The organism is Streptomyces koelreuteriae (genome assembly GCF_018604545.1).
Lineage (GTDB): Bacteria > Actinomycetota > Actinomycetes > Streptomycetales > Streptomycetaceae > Streptomyces > Streptomyces koelreuteriae.
Genome location: NZ_CP075896.1, coordinates 751,658 through 770,791, shown reverse-complemented (window position 1 = coordinate 770,791; position 19,134 = coordinate 751,658). Strand labels below are relative to the sequence as shown.

Below are 19,134 nucleotides of genomic sequence, written 5' to 3'. Positions count from 1 at the left end.
CGCGGACAACTACTCACCGAGGGCCCAGCCCACATCCCGAAGCAGGGCATGACGCCACCCGGCCCGGTCATGCCCGGAAGCCGCCCGCGAAACCCGCACACTCGCACCACCCTGCTCAACCAAGGCCTCGACCAGCTCACAGTGCGGCAGCATCCGCTCCTCATGCTCCCCGACATCGAACGCCACCCGCAGCCCCGACAGATCACCACCCGCCCGCAACCGCTCGGCGATCACACCCCCCACCGGCCCTCCCAACGGATCAGCCGCCCCCATCGCACCCGGCTGCCACCAGAACGACCCCGACTGACAGGCAACCCGCGACACAAGACCGGGAAACTCCAGCGCCGCATACACCGCGCTCAGCCCGCTGAGGCTCTGCCCGGCAACCACCAGCCGGTCAAGATCGGCCGGCACACCCGACTCCGCCACCAGCGGCAGCAGTTCGTCCCGCACCGCCTCCCACAACCCGGCCCGGCACGTGAACTCCTCGGCCCGGTCCTTGGCCGGCAGAAAGACCAGCGTCACCGGCGGCAGCTCACCCGCGGCCACGGCCGATTCGAACGCGGTCGTGGCCGGATGCAGATACAGCCAGTCGTCCCCGTCGAGCAGCAGGACCACGGGCCCACCGCCCCCCACCGGATGGACCCGCACGGTCCGCCGCCCCCCGAGCCGTTCACTGGCCCAGCGGATCCGCGTACGCGGCAGGGGCAGCACCTCGTCGGCACCGACGACCGGCCAGTGCGGCTGCTCCGGCGCGTCCGGCGTCGCCACGATGGACCGCTCACCGCCCGCACCGGCCGGGTTGAGCGGGTCGGCGTACGCCGCGTCGTCCACCAGGAACTGATACGTCACCCGCAGCCGCTCGGGCATGCGCACCTCGGCGTACCAGCAGTCCGAGTCGGCCCAGCGGCGCAGGGGCACCGGATCCGACCAGCTCTCGAAACCGACCCGCGCCTGAGCCCCACGCCACAGGAAGAGGGTCACCCAGCCACCGTCCTCGGCCGGTTTCACGGCGGGCGCCCCCGCCGCGGCCCAGAACTCGTCGGTGCCGGGGACGCCGGGCAGCCCGAATCCGGTGAAGGCGTCGGCTTCCTCCATGTCGGCCGCGACCAGGCGCATGAGTGTCTCCTTGTGAGAGGGAAGGGACAAAGGCTAAGCTCCAATCAATTAGGCGAGCCTAACCTAATCTTGGCCTTCCAAGGAGGCATCGAGCATGAGCACCAACCCCTTCGACGACAACGAGGGCCGCTTCCTGGTCCTGGTGAACGACGAGGGCCAGCACTCACTCTGGCCGTCGTTCGCCGAGGTACCCGGGGGCTGGACGATCGCCTTCGAGGAGAACACCCGGGAAGCGTGCCTGGAGTACGTCGAGACCCACTGGACGGACCTGCGCCCGAGGTCCCTCGCCGCGACGATGGACGTCTGACCTCACCGATGCTGTGCACCAGGCTGACCAACGCCCGTTTCCTCACCATGGACCCGGACCATCCGGTCGCCCATGACGTGGGCATCTGGCAGGGCCGGATCGCGGGCCTCGACGCGGCCGTGACCTCCCTGCCCGCCCGTGAGGTGATCGACCTCCAGGGGGCCACCGTGCTCCCCGGGTTCATCGACGCCCATGTGCACCTCGCCTGGACCGGGTTCAAACAGAACACCCCGAGCATCGCCGGCCGCACCCGGATCGACGACGTCCTCGCGCTCGTCGCGGAAGCCGTCGCCCGCACCCGCGCGCCCGGCGACTGGGTGAGCATCGCCGGCTACGACCAGCGGGCCCTGGGCCGCCATCTGACCGCCGCCGAGCTCGACAAGGTCAGCGACGGACGCAAGATCTTCCTGCTGCACGACTCCGGCCACGGCTGCGTCGTCAACACGGCGGTTCTGGATCTGCTGCCCGCCGACATCCCGCACGAGAACGGCTTCCTCGCCGAGCAGGCCATGGGCGCCGCCCGCGCCCTGCGTCTGCCGCACTCCCAGCAGGACCTGGCCGAGGCGATCGGCCGGGCCGCCCGCACCTGCCTCACCGAGGGCATCACCGCCTGCGCCGAAGCGGGCATCGGCGGCAAGCTCTTCGGCCACAGCCCCGTCGAACTCGGCGCCTACCAGCTAGCCCAGGACAACGGCCTGCTGCCCCTGCGCGTGCAGCTCATGGTGTCCGGGGACCGGCTGAGCCCGGTCTCCGCACACGAGACCGACGGCATCCCCAGGGCCCTCGATCTCGGCCTGCGCACCGGGTTCGGCGACGACCGGCTCTCCGTGGGCGCGCTGAAGATCTACACCGACGGCGGCATGATGGCCCGTACGGCCGCGCTGACCAGCCCGTACGAAGGGCTCGACCACACCGGGCAGTTGCAGGACGACCCGGAGGCGCTCACGGACCTCATCGTGGACGGCCACCTCGCCGGCTGGCAGCTCGCCGTGCACGCGATCGGCGACCGCGCGGCCGACATCGCCCTGGACGCCCTCGACCGCGCCCAGCGCCTGCGGCCCCGGCCCGAGGCCCGCCACCGCATCGAACACGCCGGGCTGATCCGGCCCGACCAGCTCCCGCGCTTCGCGCGCCTCGGCGTCAGCGCGGTGATCCAGCCCAACTTCCTCAGGTACTTCGGCGACGACTACGCGTCGATCATGGGCGAGGAACGTGCGCCGTGGATGTACCGGGGCCGGGCGTTCCTGGACCACGGCATCCCGCTGGTGGGCAGCTCGGACCGCCCCGTCGCCGACGGATCGCCCCTGCGCGCCGTCCAGTTCATGGTCGAGCGCGCCTCCACCTCGGGACAGCTCATCGGCCCGGACGAGGCCGTCACGGTCGACGAGGCCCTGCACGCGTACACCGTCGCCGGCGCCCATGCCTGCCACTGGGAGAACAGCCTGGGGAGCCTGACCCCCGGCAAACGCGCCGACCTGGTCGTCCTCGGCGACGACCCTCGACGCGTCGACCCCTCCCGCATAGGCGACATCGAGGTCGTCGAGACGTACGTCGACGGCCGCCCGAGCCGTCCGCGCGTTTGATCCGGGCCCCCGCCCGGTACCGAGGAAGGAATCCCTTGACCACGGCTACGCCGCGCCCCGCCGCGCCGCCGCACGCTCTTCTCACGCCCTCGTTCTCGGTGCGCACCGCCCGCCCCGACGAGGCCACCGCGCTCGCCGCCCTGTCCCTCCCCTTCGTGGCCTCGGGTGCGCTGCGCGAACGCCCCGTCTCCCTCTACGCCGACCGTGCCGCGGACTTCCTGGTACTGGAGGCATCGGACGGCACCCTGGAAGGCTGCGTGGGCATGCGGGCGTATCGCGACGGGGATCCCGACGGGGGAGCAGACGCCGGACTCGCAGGCGTCGTCTACAACTTCTGCGTGGCGGAGCACCAGCAGGGGAGCGGAGCGGGAGCAGGGCTGCTGCGCGCGGTCCTGACCATGGCCCGAGCCCGATCACTCGACGCCCTGTTCACGGCGACCACCGGCAGCGGCGGACTGTTCCTGCGCTACGGCTTCACACCCACGACCGCCGACCTGGCGCCGCGGGCCTGGGCGGAGTCCCTGGACCCACGGCGCAACGCCCGTGTCCTGGTCAGGACTTGGTGACCACGCCGGAAACCGCGCCGGAAACCGAGCCGGAAACCGAGCCGGAGACCGCGCCGGAATCGGCGTCGGGAACCACGGTCGTGCCCGGGCTGGTCTCGGCGAGCACGCCGCGCAGCACCGCGTGCGGCACACGCCCGTCCAGCACATGCGCCTTGCGCACGCCGCCCTGGACGGCACGCAGACAGCCCTCCATCTTCGGCAGCATCCCGCTCGCCAGCCCGGGCAGCAGCCCCTCCAGCGCACCGGCCGTCAGGCGTCCGATCACCTCGGTGCTGTGCGGCCAGTCCGCGTACAGCCCCTCGACATCGGTGAGCATCACCAGCCGCTCGGCGTCGAGGGCGACGGCGAGGGCCGACGCCGCGAGATCGGCGTTGACGTTGTAGACCTGCCCGTCCGCACCGCGCGCCACGGGGGAGACGACGGGGATGTGCCCCTGCTCCAGCAGCCCGCGCACCATCGCCGGGTTCACGTCCACGACATCGCCGACGAGACCGATGTCCACCGTCCTGCCGTCCACCCGGGCCGGCCGCCGCACCGCCGTCATCGTGTGCGCGTCCTCGCCGGTCAGGCCGACCGCGAAGGGCCCATGGGCGTTGATGTGGCCGACCAGCTCCCGCTGGACGCGGCCGGTGAGCACCATGCGCACCACGTCCATGGTCTCCGGGGTGGTGACCCTGAGGCCCGCCTCGAAACGGGTCTCCAGGCCCAGACGGTCGAGCATCGAGCTGATCTGCGGCCCGCCGCCGTGCACGACGACCGGGCGCAGCCCCGCGTGCCACAGCTCCACCATGTCCTGGGCGAAGGCCCGTTGCAGACTCGCGTCCACCATGGCGTTGCCGCCGAACTTGACGACGACCGCGCTGCCCAGCAGCTCACCCGGCGGCTGGGCAAGGGACGGGAGGCGGGTCGCGACCGGGTCGGCCTGGGTCACGCTCACGGAGTCACTCCAATTCGAGGATGTGTCGTCGAGGAAGGCACCGGTGCTCCGCGCCGAGAGCGTCACGCGTTTCTCCGCTCCCGGTGCAGGAGCAGGGCGCGCAGCAGACCGTCCGTCGTACAGACCACTCCGGTACGCGCGGCCCACCGGAGCGCCAGGCTGTGCTCCTCGGCGGAGAAGTCGGCGACCGCGTCGGCGACGACGAACGGCTGGATGTCGTTCATGAAGGCGTCCGCGGCGGTCAGCAGGACACCGAGATGCGCGTGCACCCCGCAGATGATCAGCTGGTCCCGGTTCTGGGAGCGCAGCAGCCTGCCGAGATGGCTGCGCAGAAAGGCGTTGTGGCGCACGTTCGCCAGCAGATGCTCGCCCGGCCGGGGAGTGAGCGGCGCGATGATCGCCGCGGCGTCAGGCTCGTCCCCGATGCCGGGCCCCCACATGTCACCGACCAACCCCCGCTGCGCGGGCGGCTGCCCGGCCGGCTCCGCACTGAACACCACCGGCATGTCCAGGGTGTCGGCGAGCTCCCTGAGCGCCGCGATGTTGTCCACGAGCTCCACCACGGGGGCACGCCCGGCGGGAAAGGCCCGCACGAAGTGGTTCTGCATGTCATGAACCAGGAGCGCGGCCCGTGCCGGATCGATCCGCCAGGAGACCTGCGACCGGGGGATCGCCGAGCGCTCCGGCATGGGATAGGAGCCGATGGCCGGCAAGCCCATGGTGATTCTCTCCCCCCCGATCACGCGACGCGGTCCGGACCCAACGAGAAATTTAGCTTAGCCTAACCTAAATTGAGCTCCGTGGGGCTGGAGTTGACACAGCACAACCCGCCCTTCCGGATGTGGCGATGGTCACGCACCTCACCGAACTCCCTTGCGTAGGCTGACGTCGGCCCTTCGCAAGGCGACCAGTAGCCCTTGACCTGCGAGAGCGCGGGCAGGGAGCGTCATAGTGGGAGTGCACCGATGTTGCGAACCATGTTCAAATCAAAGATCCACCGAGCCACCGTCACCCAGGCCGACCTGCACTACGTGGGATCGGTGACCATCGACGCCGATCTGCTCGACGCCGCCGATCTGCTGCCCGGCGAGCTCGTGCACATCGTGGACGTCACCAACGGCGCCCGGCTGGAGACGTATGTCATCGAGGGCGAGCGCGGATCCGGGGTGATCGGGATCAACGGGGCCGCCGCGCACCTCGTGCAGCCCGGGGACCTAGTGATCATCATCAGCTACGCACAGGTGACGGACGCCGAGGCGCGGGCACTCACCCCCAGGGTCGTGCACGTGGACCGCGACAACCGGATCGTGGCCCTGGGCGCCGACCCGTCCGAGCCGGTGCCGGGCTCGGACCAGCAGCGCAGCCCGCAGGCCGTCGGGGCCTGACCGGGACCGCAGGGGAACAGGAGCAAGTCCATATGAAGGACCTGGAGATCCGCGACGACCGGGAGGCCGGCCGTCTGGAGGCGCTGACCGGCGGTGAAGTCGTCGGCCGCATCGAGTACTTCGTCCTCGAGAGCCCCGAGCGCGCGCTCGTGCCCGTGCACACGATCGTCGAACCGGCCCACGAGGGCCAGGGCATCGCCGGTTCGCTCGCGCGTGAGCTGTACGCCATCGCCGGACGCGAGCACAGCCCGGTCGCCTCGCTGTGTCCCTACGTCACCCGATGGGCCGAGCGCCATCCCGACGAGGCCCGCCCGGCCGATCCGGACCTGCTGACGGCGGCCAAGGACTGGCTGTCCGCCCACCCCGGCCGTTTCTGACCCACCTGGACCCTTCCCCGTCCCGCGCCGGAGTGACTGGGGAAGCGGGTGCCGGGTAGGCGGGGGATAGTCCAGAGCCGGAGTCGATCCACTGGCTGGAGGGCCTCATGACGAATCCGTTTCCCGACCCCGTGCATCCGGGGCCGACACCGGGCCCGGATCCCCAGCACCCGGAGCCGCGCCCCGACCCGGTGCCCGATCCGCAGCCACCGCCGGGCCCGGAGCCGACTCCGCCGCCCCCGTCCCCGACCCCGCCCCCGGGGCCGGACCCCGTGCCGGGTCCCGACCCGTCACCCATTCCGCCGGGCCCGGAACCCGTACCCAGCCCCGAGCCGGGCCCGCCGCTCACCTGAACGACACCGTAAACGAGAACGAGAAGGGGCCGGTGGACAGCCACGCGAGCTGTCCACCGGCCCCTCGTCTCTGCCTCAGCGGCGAGCGCCTACGCGGAGACCTCCGAGCGGTCCCCGCCCCACAGCGTGTGGAACGAACCGTCCCGGTCCACCCTGCGGTAGGTGTGCGCACCGAAGTAGTCCCGCTGCCCCTGCGTCAGCGCCGCCGGCAGCCGCTCCGCGCGCAGGGCGTCGTAGTAGGCGAGGGCCGCGGCGAAGCCGGGGGTCGGCACGCCCTCGCGGGTCGCGGCGATCAGCACCTCGCGCCAGTCGTCCTGGGCGTCCGCGATCTCCTGCGCGAACGTCGCGTCCGACAGCAGGCTCGGCAGGTCCGGGCGGGTGTCGTAGGCGGAGCGGATCCGGTCCAGGAAGGCCGCGCGGATGATGCAGCCGCCACGCCACAGCGCGGAGACCGCACCGAGGTCGATGTCCCAGCCGTACTCGTCGCGGGCCGCGTCGATCTCGTGGAAGCCCTGCGTGTACGACACGATCTTCGACGCGTACAGAGCCTGCTCCACCCGGTCGGCGAAGGCCCGCGCCTCCGACTCGCTGAGCGCCTTGGCCGTCGGGCCGGCCAGACCGCGCGAGGCCTCCCGCAGGGCCGCGTGACCGGACAGGGAGCGGGCGAAGACGGCCTCCGCGATACCGGAAACCGGAACGCCCAGGTCGAGGGCGATCTGGACCGTCCAGCGGCCGGTGCCCTTCTGCTCCGCCTGGTCCACCACGACGTCCACGAACGGCTTGCCCGTCTCCGCGTCGACGTGCGACAGCACCTCGGCCGTGATCTCGATCAGGTAGGAGTCGAGGCGGCCCTGGTTCCAGGTGCGGAAGATCTCCGCGATCTGCGCGGGGGAGTAGCCGGCGACATCGCGCAGCAGCTGGTAGGCCTCGCCGATGAGCTGCATGTCCGCGTACTCGATGCCGTTGTGCACCATCTTCACGAAGTGACCGGCACCGTCCGGACCGACGTGGGAGACACACGGAGAGCCGTCGGCCGCCTTCGCCGAGATCTTCTCCAGCATCGGGCCCAGCGAGTCGTACGACTCCTTCGGGCCGCCGGGCATGATGCTCGGCCCGTTCAGCGCGCCCTCCTCGCCGCCGGAGACGCCCATGCCGACGAAGTGGATGCCCTGCTCGCGCAGCTCGCGCTCCCGGCGCCGGGTGTCGGCGAAGTGCGCGTTGCCGCCGTCGATGATCATGTCGCCGGGCTCCAGCAGCGGGGCGAACTCCTGGATCACCGCGTCCGTCGGCTCACCGGCCTTCACCATCACGACCAGGCGCCGCGGGCGCTCCAGCGCCGCCACGAACTCCTTCGCGCTCTCGCAGGCGACGAACTCCCCCTCGCCGCCGAACTCCTCGACCAGGGCGCGCGTGCGCGCGGGCGTCCGGTTGTGCACCGCCACCGCGTAGCCGTTGCGGGCGAAGTTGCGGGCGAGGTTGCGGCCCATGACCGCGAGACCCGTGACGCCGATCTGCGCTGTACTGCTCATTCGGTTGGCTCCTAAAGACCTCGGTATCGGTGCTGCCGGTGGTGTCCACCAGCATGCCCCCGTCGACCATCCTGACGTGCCGCTACTCCGTCCGCACGCGCGGGTCGTACGACGTCGCGCAGCGTGATACGCACGAAAGCCCCGTCGCACTCAGTCGATGTAAGCGTCCCCGCGCACGTCGCACCCGCGCACCGGGTGGCTCACGCGATGCACCGCCGTGGCGCACGTCGCGCAACAGGGGCCTCATACCGGCCATTTGGGCGCCCGGGCGGCTGATAGCCGTCTTGTTCTGGCCGGTTCGCAGCGCTTACTTTTGCCCCTCCTGACGCATGTCTAGGGGGGCACTCGATGGCCGTACGCGGCCGGCACCGCCGGTATCAGCCGAACAGGATCAACCGGGCCTCACTCACCGTCACGGCGGGTGGCGCGGGCATGGCACTGCCGTTCATGGGCACCGGCGTCGCCCAGGCGGCGGACGTGGACACCTGGAACAAGGTCGCCGCCTGCGAGTCCACCAGCAACTGGAGCATCAACACCGGCAACGGGTTCTACGGCGGTCTGCAGTTCACCCAGTCCACCTGGGAGGCGTACGGCGGCCGGACCTACGCGGCCCGCGCGGACCTGGCCACCAAGGACCAGCAGATCGCCGTCGCCGAGAAGGTGCTCGACGGGCAGGGCCCGGGCGCCTGGCCGGTCTGCTCGAAGCGCGCCGGACTGACCCGGGGCGGAGGCGAGCCCGACATCCGGCCGGCCTCCGAGAGCACGAAGAAGGACGTGCGCAAGAAGCCCAGGACGTCCATCGAGGACGTACGGCCGCAGTCCACACCGCAGTCCCGGGCGGGCAACGCCGAGATGTACACCGTGGTCCGGGGCGACACCCTCTCCGGGATCGCGTCCGACCAGGAGGTCCGGGGCGGCTGGCGGGGTCTGTACGCCGCCAACCGCTCGGCCATAGGAGCCGACCCCGACCTGATCGTGCCCGGTCAGCGGCTCGCGCTGCGGGGTGAGGGCGCCGCCACGAAGACGCGTCCCGCGACCGAGCCGGGCCCCGCGGCCAAGCCGTCGCCGAAGAAGCCGGACCGTGCGAAGGAACGCGCGAAGGAGCCGTCCAAGGAGCGCGCCAAGGACGAGAGCAAGGACCGCGCCGGACGGTCGACCGCCCGGCAGGGCCTCGTCGCTCCCGTCAGCGGCTCCCTGGGAACGCCCTACCGCAAGGCGGGCTCGTCCTGGTCGAAGGGCTACCACACCGGCGTCGACTTCCCCGTGCCCACGGGCACGTCCATCAGGTCGGTCGCCGCGGGCAGCGTCGTCAGCGCGGGCTGGGGCGGCTCCTTCGGCTACCAGGTCGTGGTCCGGCACGCCGACGGCCGCTACAGCCAGTACGCCCACCTGTCGGCGATCTCCGTGCGGGACGGGCAGTCGGTGACCGCGGGCCAGCGCCTCGGCCGCTCCGGCTCCACCGGCAACAGCTCGGGCCCGCATCTGCACTTCGAGGTGCGGACGGGGCCCGGTTTCGGTACGGACGTCGACCCGGTGGCCTATCTCCGGGCCGGCGGCGTCACGATCTGATGCGGGTGCGGTGCCGGTCGACCGTGGGCAGCGGGACGTACGGGATGCCGTAGAAGGGCACGTAGGAGAGCGGGCGGCGGTCGCCGGGGCCTGAGGACACCGGCATGTCCCCGCTCTCGTACGGGATGTCCGGGGCGGCCTCGGGCTCCTCGGAGGCAAGGGACCGGGGCACGGGCACCGACTCGTCCCCGGACCGTCCGCGACCGGCCCCGCCACGGTCGCCCGTCCCCGCGCTCGACGCTCCTCCGACGCCGAACGTCTCGGGGAGCACGCCCCTGGCTACGGGCAGCACCCCCACGGCTACGGGCGGCGCGCCCACGGTCTCGGCCAGGACGCCGACCCCGGGCGGGGTGCTCCGGGCCTCCGGCGAGGCGTTCACCGCCCCGGCGGCCCCGGCGGCCCCGGCAGCCCCGACGCCCAGCGTCTCGGGCCGCACATTCACGGCCGCGGGCGTCGCGCCCAAGATCACCGGCGAGGCGCTCACCGCCCCGACGCCCAGCGTCTCGGGCCGCGCATTCACGGCCGCGGGCGGTGTACCCACGATCGCCGGCTGGGCGTTCCCGGGCTCCGGCGAGGCAGCGTTCACGGCCCCGGCCAAGCTGCCCACCGTGGCAGGCGACGCCCTCTCCGTCTCGGACACGACGCCGATCCCGGGGATCTCCGGCGAGGCGTCGACCACCCCGGCCAGGCTGCCCACGCCGACAGGCGACGCCCTCACCGTCTCGCGCAGCGCACTCCCGCTCCCGGCCCGGCTGCCGACCGTCTCGGCCGAATCAACCGTGCCCTGTGACGCAGACCCTGCACCCACCGGCTCCGGCCGACCCCGTCCGCTCCCGGCGGGCTCGGGCACCGTCCCCGTCGTGCTCCCCGTCCTGCTCTCCTCCGGCCGATCCTGCGCCAGCCGCTCCGTCGTCAGCAGAATCAGCCCACCCGCCGCGACCACACCACAGCTCAGCGCGAGCGCCGTGCCCGTCGTGCCATAGCGGAAGGTTTCTCCGAACATCGTGATGCCGACCGCGGCCGCCACCACCGGGTTCACCACGGTCAGCGTGGCCAGCGGGGCCGTGAGGCCCGCGCCCCGGTACGCGGCCTGCGAGAGCAGCATGCCGGCCGTTGCGAGGACGCCGATCACGGCGAGGGAGGGCACATCGGCCGCCGACACGCCGCCGGTCCAGTCGACCGCGACGGTCTTGGTGAACACCGAGGACATGCCGAACGCGATACCCGCGGCCGTCGCCAGCAGCATGCTGCGGACCGCCGGGTGCCGGTGCGCGGCCCGGGCGGCGATCATCAGCGTCACGACCGCGCCGGCGGTGAAGACGGCCACGGCCACCCGCTGAGCCGTGTCCAGCGACCGCGCGTCGGCCGCGGCGACCAGGGACAGCAGACCGGCGAGCCCGACCGTCGCCATGATCGCGCCCCGCCAGGCCGTGGCACCCGCCTTGCGGCCGACGAACAGTGCCGCCATCGGCAGGGCCACCACGATGGTCAGCGCGCCCAGCGGCTGCACCAGGCTCAGCGGACCGTACGCCAGCGCCACCACGTGCAGCACTCCGCCGAGACCGTTGAGTCCGACCGCCGCCCACCAGCCCGGCCGGCGCAGCGGAGCGTACTGCTCGCCCGGCGAGGACTCCGCCACCCGCTCCTGCACGATCGCCCCGCCCGCGTAAGCGACGGCGGACACGAGCGACAGCAGGACGGACAACGCGAGGGCGCTCATCGGCTGCTCCTCTGCGTCAGGCGGGGGCAATCAGCCCGGCGCGGCGAAAGGTCGGCTTTCATGACCAACACCCTGCCGTGTCCAGGTCTTCCCGTCGTCGTCCCTGAGCACTCATTGGGTCCTACTGCCGATGGAGTACGAGGGGAGCACCATCATCCCCAGGGTGGGCGACCATGGGCGGGGTCACCGGGTCGCGTCCCCTAGGGGCCTTGGTACTACTGGTCTTCGTGGACCTCGACCCCGACCTCGCCGCACTCCGCCCGCTCGGCGGCTTCTTCGCGCTGCGCACGGAAGGAGCGGCGGCCAGGCCTCTTCCCACTCTCGCACAGGCCTACGGCGAAACGTCACCGGATGTGTACGGAAATCCCCTGATTTTTCGCATCCGCAAGGTAGCCGGCGCCCTGCACGCCCCGGAGTCGCGCATCGCCGCGTCCGTGGCCCACCTCGGCCTCGCGGCCCGCCTGTGGTCCGTCGCGCTCGGCTGCGCGGTCCTCTACGGCAGCGTCCCCGACCTCGACGCCCGGCTGCTGCGCTGGGACGCCGACGGTAGTGCCCCCGACGACCTGTGGCTCACGGACGTACGGCCGCTCCCCGGGGCGGACGCGGCGACGCTCGCGGACACCGTCCTCGACGGCCACCTCGAACCCCTGGCGGCGGCCCTGCGCGCCCACCACCGCCTCGCCCCCGGCCTGCTGCGCGGCAACGCCGCCTCCGCGCTGGCGGGCGCCGCCCGCGAACTCGACCGCTGGGCCCGGCGGCACGACCGTACGGACACCGCCGCCCGGGCCCGCTCCCTGGCCGCGGAACTCCTCGCGCACCCCCTGCTCACAGGCACCGGAACCCTCACCGGCACCGCCTTCCGGCGCCGCAGCTGCTGTCTGTACTACCGGGTGCCCGGCGGGGGCGTCTGCGGCGACTGTTGCTTCACGACGCCGCCCCGCTCTTCCCCACACGCCCCATCTGGGTGACCATGAAAGGGAACGGCCGCTGAGAGCAGGGAGTTGCGGGTGCGAGTGGGACTGCTGACCCGGGAGTACCCGCCGGATGTGTACGGCGGTGCGGGCGTCCATGTGGAGTTCCTCGCCCGGGAGCTCAGAGACCTGGTCGACCTGGACGTGCACTGCTGGGGCGAGGGCCGCGCCTACGGCGTGCGGCGCCACCGGCCCTGGTCCGCGCTCGACGGCGCCAACGACGCGCTGCGCACCTTCTCCGTGGACCTCGCCATGACCGCCGCCCTGGAGGGCCGCGAGCTGGTCCACTCCCACACCTGGTACGCCAACCTCGGCGGCCACCTCGCCAAGCTGCTCTACGGCATCCCGCACGTGATGACCGCCCACTCCCTGGAGCCGCTGCGCCCCTGGAAGGCCGAGCAGCTCGGCGGCGGTTACGAGCTGTCCGGCTGGGCCGAACGCACCGCGATCGAGGCCGCCGACGCGGTGATCGCGGTGTCCGGGGCGATGCGCGAGGACATCCTCGGCTGCTACCCGGCCCTGGACCCGGAGAAGGTCCATGTCGTGCACAACGGCATCGACACCAGCCTCTACCGGCCCGACCACGGCACGGACGCCCTGGACCGGATCGGGATCGACCGCTCCCGTCCGTATGTGCTGTTCGTCGGGCGTATCACCCGGCAGAAGGGTGTACCCCACCTGCTGCGCGCGGTGCGGGACATCGACCCGGCCGCGCAGGTCGTGCTGTGCGCGGGCGCACCGGACACGCCGGAGATCGACCAGGAGTTCCGCGAGCTGTTCGGGGAGCTGAGCCGGGTCCGCGACGGCGTGTTCTGGATCCCGCGGATGCTGCCGCGCCCGGAGGTGATCCAGCTCCTCACGCACGCCGCGCTGTTCGTCTGCCCCTCGGTGTACGAGCCGCTCGGCATCGTGAACCTGGAGGCGATGGCCTGCGGTACGCCCGTGGTGGCCTCGGCGGTCGGCGGCATCCCCGAGGTCGTCGACGACGGCGCGACCGGCCTGCTCGTCCCGCCGGGCGACGACTTCGAGGCGGGTCTCGCCCGGGCCATGGACACCGTCCTGGGCGATCCGGAGACCGCCGGGCGGATGGGCGTGGCCGGGCGGGAGCGGGCGGTCGGCGAGTTCGGCTGGGACGCGGTGGCCCGCCGCACGGTCCGGCTCTACGAGGAGATCCTGAAACAGGCATAGCGCGTCCCGCACAGGGGCAGGCATCGGGAAATCGGCGTGAGGGGAGCGGCCATGCGTCGTGGTGGTCCTTCGGTCCTGGGAATCGTGCTGGCCGGCGGCGAGGGCAAACGCCTGATGCCGCTGACCGCGGACCGTGCCAAACCCGCGGTCACCTTCGGCGGGACCTACCGCCTGGTCGACTTCGTGCTGTCCAACCTCGTCAACGGCGACATCCTGCGCATCTGCGTCCTGACGCAGTACAAGTCGCACTCGCTGGACCGGCACATCACCACCACCTGGCGGATGTCCAACCTGCTCGGCAACTACGTCACGCCCGTGCCCGCCCAGCAGCGCCTCGGCCCGCGCTGGTACCTGGGCAGCGCCGACGCGATCCTGCAGTCGCTGAACCTGATCTACGACGAGCGCCCCGAGTACGTCGCCGTCTTCGGCGCCGACCACGTCTACCGCATGGACCCCCGCCAGATGCTCGCCCAGCACATCGACAGCGGCGCGGGCGTGACGGTGGCCGGGATCCGGGTGCCGCGCACCGAGTCCTCGTCGTTCGGCGTGATCACGCCGGGCTCGGACGGCCAGACGGTGGAGCGCTTCCTGGAGAAGCCGACGGATCCGCCCGGTCTGCCGGACGACCCGGACATGGTCTTCGCCTCCATGGGCAACTACATCTTCACCACCAAGGCCCTCATCGAGGCGCTCCGGCGGGACGCGGAGGACGAGGCCTCCGTGCACGACATGGGCGGCTCGATCCTGCCCCAGCTCACCGACCGGGGCGAGGCCGCGCTGTACGACTTCAGCGCCAACCACGTGCCCGGAGAGACCACCCGCGACCAGGGCTACTGGCGGGACGTCGGCACACTGGACGCCTACTACGAGGCCCATATGGACCTGATCGCCGAGCGCCCGGCGTTCAATCTGTACAACCGCAGCTGGCCGATCTACACGCACTCGTACCAGCTCTCGCCGGCCCGCTTCAACGCCGGCGGCATCGCCAGCGAGTCCATCATCAGCGCGGGCTGCCTGGTGCGCGGCCAGGTCACGCGGTCCGTGCTGTCGCCGGGTGTCGTGGTGGACCCGGGGGCCGTCGTACAGGGCTCCGTGCTGCACGACAACGTGCACATCGGCCGGGGCGCGGTGGTCCGGGGCGCCGTCCTCGACAAGAACGTCGAGGTGCCGCCGGGCGCGACGATCGGCGTCAACCCGGAGCGGGACGCCGAGCTGTACACGGTGTCCAAGGGCGGCGTCATCGCCCTCGGGAAGGGCCAGTTGGTCACCTGACGGGTCCCCGCCCGGGGACTTTGTCCTGCCTCTGGACGAAGAGCGGAATCCGTGTTGTCATGCCCTCGCCCGGAAATGACATCGTTGTAAACGGAGGTTCCGTGCGTACCGGACCCCACAGAAACCGGCTCGCGTTACTGCTCGCCGCGCTCCTCGCCCTCACCGGCCTGACCGCGGCCCCCGCCCTGGCGGACGACCCCGCCGAGATCCACGGCCTCAAGGGCGAGTACTTCACCCACTCCGCCCCCGGCGCCTTCGACTTCCACACCCTCAAGGCGACGACCTTCGACCAGGACCTCTACTTCGACAACCTGGAGCCGCGCCTGAACTTCACCACCGGCCGATCGGACGACGTCAGCGTCCGCTGGACCGGAAAGATCGTCCCGGAGAAGACCGGCCCCCACACCTTCTCGGTCATCGGCGACAACGGCTTCCGCCTCTGGATCGACGGAAAGCCCCTCATCGACCACTGGGTGGACGACTGGGACCGCGAACAGACGGCCCAGCCCATAGACCTGACCGCGGGCAAGGCCTACGACATCAAGGTCGAGTACTTCGAGCACTACGGCGGCTCCAACCTCCACCTCCGCTGGACCCCGCCGGGCGCCGGCAAGGAGCCGGTCCCGCAGTCGGCCTTCCGCCTCCCCGACGGCTTCGACTACGACGGAGCCCTCGCGGCCACGGTCCAGTCCACCGGCCGCACGCTCAAGCTGGACTTCGCCCAGCCCCTGGCCGCACCCCCGGCGGGCTTCACCGACCACCTCAAGGCGGTGATCGGCGGCGCCGAATGGCCCCTGGGCGCGGCGCGACCGGACCCGTCCGATCCCACCTCCCTCCTGGTCGCCCTCGACGAGCCGGTCGTCGGCAACAAGACCGGCACGGCCCGGGGCACCGCCGACATCCGCTACGACGGCCAGGGCGGCCTCTCCGACACCGACGGCAACGTTGTCAAGGAGTTCTGGAGCAGCGGCCCCAACCGCTCCACGCACCAGCTCAGCACCCGCTGGGCCGACGAGGTCGGGCCCGGCAACGCCCACCCCGAGTACCCGCGCCCGCAGCTCACCCGGGACGCCTGGCAGAACCTCAACGGCCGCTGGCAGTTCGCCGCCGCCGAGCCCGGCGAGCAGCCGCCCGTCGGCAAGAACCTGAAGGAGCGCATCCTCGTCCCGTACCCGGTGGAGTCCCAGCTCTCCGGCATCGAACGGCACGAGGACCGCATGTGGTACCGCCGCACCTTCACGGTCCCGCGCGACTGGGACATCGGCTCCGGCAAGCGGCTCGAGCTCAACTTCGGCGCCGTCGACTGGCGCTCGGAGGTCTACGTCAACGGCACCAAGGTGGCCGAGCACGAAGGGGGCTACGACAAGTTCAGCGCCGACATCACCGACGCGCTGAAGCCCGGCCGCACCCAGGAACTCATCGTCGGCGTCTACGACCCCACCGACGCGGCATCCGGCGAGAACCCGCCGCTCGGCAAGCAGCGCCTGGACCCCAGCGGCATCTGGTACACCCCGTCCTCCGGCATCTGGCAGACGGTCTGGATGGAGCCGGTGGCCCGCGACCACACGGACTCCCTCGAGCTCACCCCGGACGTGGCCGGCGAGAAGCTGACCGTTGAGGCCCGGGGCGTCCGGGACGGCGTACCGATCACCGCGACGGCGTACGACGGGAAGCGCGAGGTCGCCACGGCGAGCGGCCGCACCGGCAGTGCGCTGACCCTGACCGTGCGCGACCCGCACCTGTGGTCCCCCGACGACCCCTTCCTCTACAAGCTCAAGGTGAAGGTCGGCGCCGACCGGGTCGGCAGCTACTTCGGGATGCGCTCCATCGCCGTCGAGAAGGTGAACGGAGTGCCGCGCACGGTCCTCAACGGCGAGCCGGTCTTCATGATGGCCACCCTCGACCAGGGCTTCTGGCCGGACGGCCTGCACACCGCGCCCACCGACGAGGCCCTCGCCTACGACCTGAAGGCGCACAAGCGGCTCGGCTTCAACTCCGTCCGCAAGCACATCAAGGTCGAGCCGGACCGCTGGTTCTACTGGGCCGACCGGCTCGGGCTGCTGGTGTGGCAGGACATGCCCGCGATGACGGCCGGGGTGAACCCGAGCGACTCCTCCCGCGCCCGCTACGAGCGGGAGATGAAGGAGATGATCGACGAGCACATCAGCAGCCCGTCGGTCGTCATGTGGGTGACCTTCAACGAGGGCTGGGGCCAGTACGACGTGGGCCGGGTCGCCGAGCAGGCCAAGGCGTGGGACCCCACGCGGCTGGTCAACGGCCAGTCCGGGCTGAACCTCGGCGCCGACGGCGGCACCGGTGACCTCATGGACGAGCACGGCTATCCCAGCCCGGCCCTGCCGCCGCGCCCGGACGGCGAGCGTGCCCTGGTCAGCGGCGAGTACGGCGGCCTGGGCCTCGCGGTGCCCGGCCACGCCTGGTCGGTGCAGCAGTCGTACGTCGACGTCGACCCGGCCACGTACACCGAGGACTATCTGACCAAGCTCGACGAGGTCAGGGCCCTGGTCTGCCGGGGCAGCAACGGTGCCGTATACACCCAGATCGCGGACGTCGAGGGTGAGCTGAACGGCTTCCTCACCTACGACCGGGCCGTCCTGAAACCGGACACGGCCCGGCTCAAGGCGGCGCACCAGGCGCTGATCCGTGACGCCTCCCGGGTGACTCCCACCGGGTGCCCGGCGCCGCAACCTGTGCTGAACTGACGGCACATGCACCATAAGTCCCGCCCCTCTTCGTCGGGGCGGGACTTAATCTGCTGTTAACTGTACGTAGCGTGATCGTACTTGACCGTAATCGGCTGAGGGCGGTTGACTACTGACTCACCCGTCGTCGACGCGAGGCAAGCCCTTGACTGCTGACCTGCTCGCTCCACTCGACCTGGCGTTCTGGAACCTCGAGTCCGCCGAGCACCCCATGCACCTCGGGGCGCTCGGGATCTTCCCCGCCCACTCGCCGGCCGCGGGCGCCCGCGCCGCGGACCTGCTCGCGGCCCGCGCCGCCGACGTCCCCGGACTGCGCATGCGCATCCGCGACGTGTGGCAGCCGCTGCCCGCGGCGCTGCGCCGGCCGCACGCCTTCGGCGGTGCGGCCCGGGAGGAGGACCCGGACTTCGACTCCCAGCACCATGTCCGGCTGCACGCCCCGACCGCCGACTTCCACGCCACGGCGGGCCGGCTCATGGGGCGTCCGCTGGAGCGCGGCCGGCCGCCCTGGGAGGCCCATGTGCTGCCCGGCGAGGACGGCGGCTCCTTCGCGGTGCTCTTCAAGTTCCACCACGCCCTGGCCGACGGGCTCCGGGCACTCACCCTCGCCGCGGGCCTCATGGACCCGATGGACATGCCGGCGCCCCGGCCCCGCCCCGCCGCGCCCCCGCGCCCTCTGCTGCCGGACGTGCGCGACCTGCCCGGGATGGTGCGCGGCGCCCTGTCCGACGTGAGCCGGGCCCTGGACATCGGAGCCTCCGTCGCCCGCTCCTCCCTCGACGTGCGCTCCACCCCCGCGCTCACCTGCGAGCCGAGCGGCACCCGCCGCACCGCCGGAGTGGTGCTCGACCTCGACGATGTGCACCGCGTCCGCAAGACCGTCGGCGGCACCGTCAACGACGTGCTGATCGCCGTCGTCGCTGGCGCCCTGCGCCGCTGGCTCGACGAGCGCGGCGACGGCAGCGAGGGCGTGGCGCCGCGCGCCCTGATCCCCGTCTCCAAGCGCCGCCCGCGCACCGCCTACCCACAGGGCAACCGGCTCTCCGGTTACCTGATACGGCTTCCGGTGGACGACGAGGACCCGCTGGCGCGCCTCGCCTCGGTCCGCACCGCCATGGACCGCAACAAGGACGCCGGCCCCAACCGGGGCGCGGGCGCCGTCGCCCTGCTCGCCGACCACGTCCCCGCCCTCGCCCACCGGCTCGGCGGCCCCCTGGTCGGCCAGGCGGCACGGCTCTGGTTCGACATCCTGGTGACCAGCGTGCCCCTGCCCAGCCTCGGCCTGAAACTCGGCGGCCACCCGCTCACCGCCGTGTTCCCCTTCGCCCCGCTGCCCCCCGGCCACTCCCTGGCGGTGGCGGTCTCGACGTACCGGGGCAGCGTCCACTACGGCCTCGTCGCCGACGCCGAAGCCGTCCCCGACCTCGACCGATTCGCCGCCGCCGTCACCGAGGAGGTGCGGACGCTGATCATGGCCTGCGAGTCCTGATCAGGGGCGGGTTTGGAGGTCCGGCCCGGCGCTCCGTAAAATTCGCCCT

At 71.9% G+C, this 19,134-nt stretch carries 15 protein-coding genes and 1 pseudogene; 11 read left to right on the top strand and 5 right to left on the bottom strand.

Features of this window, described 5'->3' with window-relative positions:
• Positions 1-9: 9 nt before the first annotated feature.
• Entirely contained in the window at positions 10-1,119 is a 1,110-nt protein-coding gene (locus KJK29_RS03495; RefSeq protein ID WP_215117120.1) for an alpha/beta hydrolase-fold protein, read from the bottom strand.
• Between the two features lie 94 nt (positions 1,120-1,213).
• Here KJK29_RS03495 and KJK29_RS03490 point away from each other — a divergent pair, with 94 nt between their 5' ends.
• Genes KJK29_RS03490 through KJK29_RS03480 form a run of 3 tightly spaced genes read left to right on the top strand, consistent with a single transcriptional unit; the run spans position 1,214 to position 3,575 of the window.
• Positions 1,214-1,426 (top strand): MbtH family protein, encoded by a 213-nt coding sequence (locus KJK29_RS03490; RefSeq protein ID WP_215117119.1) that lies wholly within the window; start codon positions 1,214-1,216, stop codon positions 1,424-1,426.
• An 8-nt stretch (positions 1,427-1,434) separates the two neighbouring features.
• Entirely contained in the window at positions 1,435-3,009 is a 1,575-nt protein-coding gene (locus KJK29_RS03485; protein ID WP_215117118.1) for an amidohydrolase, read from the top strand.
• Positions 3,010-3,044: 35 nt separating this feature from the next.
• On the top strand, positions 3,045-3,575 hold the full coding sequence (locus tag KJK29_RS03480; RefSeq protein ID WP_215117117.1) for a GNAT family N-acetyltransferase: 531 nt from the start codon (positions 3,045-3,047) through the stop codon (positions 3,573-3,575).
• On the opposite strand, the gene argB is transcribed toward KJK29_RS03480, so the two are convergent.
• The gene (gene argB / locus KJK29_RS03475; RefSeq protein WP_285439964.1) at positions 3,562-4,446 is read right to left on the bottom strand and encodes an acetylglutamate kinase; all 885 of its coding nucleotides are present in this window, start codon (positions 4,444-4,446) and stop codon (positions 3,562-3,564) included. The two genes, KJK29_RS03480 and argB, sit on opposite strands and share 14 nt — an antisense overlap.
• A 128-nt stretch (positions 4,447-4,574) precedes the next feature.
• Positions 4,575-5,231, bottom strand: coding sequence for an isochorismatase family protein (locus KJK29_RS03470; RefSeq protein WP_215117116.1), 657 nt, complete (start codon positions 5,229-5,231; stop codon positions 4,575-4,577).
• Positions 5,232-5,477: 246 nt separating this feature from the next.
• Between KJK29_RS03470 and panD the strand changes: the two genes are divergently transcribed.
• Both panD and KJK29_RS03460 read left to right on the top strand, forming a co-directional pair.
• Positions 5,478-5,897, top strand: a complete 420-nt coding sequence (panD, locus tag KJK29_RS03465) for an aspartate 1-decarboxylase (protein WP_215117115.1) — start codon at positions 5,478-5,480, stop codon at positions 5,895-5,897.
• A 32-nt stretch (positions 5,898-5,929) separates the two neighbouring features.
• Entirely contained in the window at positions 5,930-6,274 is a 345-nt protein-coding gene (locus KJK29_RS03460; protein ID WP_215117114.1) for a GNAT family N-acetyltransferase, read from the top strand.
• 442 nt (positions 6,275-6,716) lie between these two features.
• On the opposite strand, the gene gndA is transcribed toward KJK29_RS03460, so the two are convergent.
• Positions 6,717-8,156: an NADP-dependent phosphogluconate dehydrogenase gene (gndA, locus tag KJK29_RS03455; protein WP_215117113.1), complete on the bottom strand. Its 1,440-nt coding sequence runs from the start codon at positions 8,154-8,156 to the stop codon at positions 6,717-6,719.
• 348 nt (positions 8,157-8,504) lie between these two features.
• Between gndA and KJK29_RS03450 the strand changes: the two genes are divergently transcribed.
• Positions 8,505-9,725: a transglycosylase family protein gene (locus tag KJK29_RS03450; protein WP_215117112.1), complete on the top strand. Its 1,221-nt coding sequence runs from the start codon at positions 8,505-8,507 to the stop codon at positions 9,723-9,725.
• Between the two features lie 894 nt (positions 9,726-10,619).
• Here the strand turns inward: KJK29_RS03450 and KJK29_RS39330 are convergent.
• A pseudogene (locus KJK29_RS39330) lies at positions 10,620-11,445 on the bottom strand (DMT family transporter); the annotation flags it as partial.
• 209 nt (positions 11,446-11,654) lie between these two features.
• Between KJK29_RS39330 and KJK29_RS03440 the strand changes: the two are divergent.
• From KJK29_RS03440 to KJK29_RS03420, 5 genes are all read left to right on the top strand, one after another.
• Complete coding sequence (locus tag KJK29_RS03440) at positions 11,655-12,413, top strand: (2Fe-2S)-binding protein (RefSeq protein WP_251057692.1); 759 nt, start codon at positions 11,655-11,657, stop codon at positions 12,411-12,413.
• Between the two features lie 39 nt (positions 12,414-12,452).
• Positions 12,453-13,604 carry a glycogen synthase gene (gene glgA, locus KJK29_RS03435; RefSeq protein WP_215117110.1) on the top strand — a complete coding sequence of 384 codons (1,152 nt, stop codon included), beginning with the start codon at positions 12,453-12,455 and terminating at the stop codon, positions 13,602-13,604.
• Positions 13,605-13,655: 51 nt separating this feature from the next.
• Complete coding sequence (glgC, locus tag KJK29_RS03430) at positions 13,656-14,876, top strand: glucose-1-phosphate adenylyltransferase (protein WP_215117109.1); 1,221 nt, start codon at positions 13,656-13,658, stop codon at positions 14,874-14,876.
• Between the two features lie 101 nt (positions 14,877-14,977).
• Positions 14,978-17,596 (top strand): PA14 domain-containing protein, encoded by a 2,619-nt coding sequence (locus tag KJK29_RS03425; RefSeq protein ID WP_215117108.1) that lies wholly within the window; start codon positions 14,978-14,980, stop codon positions 17,594-17,596.
• A 145-nt stretch (positions 17,597-17,741) separates the two neighbouring features.
• Positions 17,742-19,085: a wax ester/triacylglycerol synthase family O-acyltransferase gene (locus tag KJK29_RS03420; protein WP_215117107.1), complete on the top strand. Its 1,344-nt coding sequence runs from the start codon at positions 17,742-17,744 to the stop codon at positions 19,083-19,085.
• The last annotated feature ends 49 nt before the right edge of the window (positions 19,086-19,134 follow it).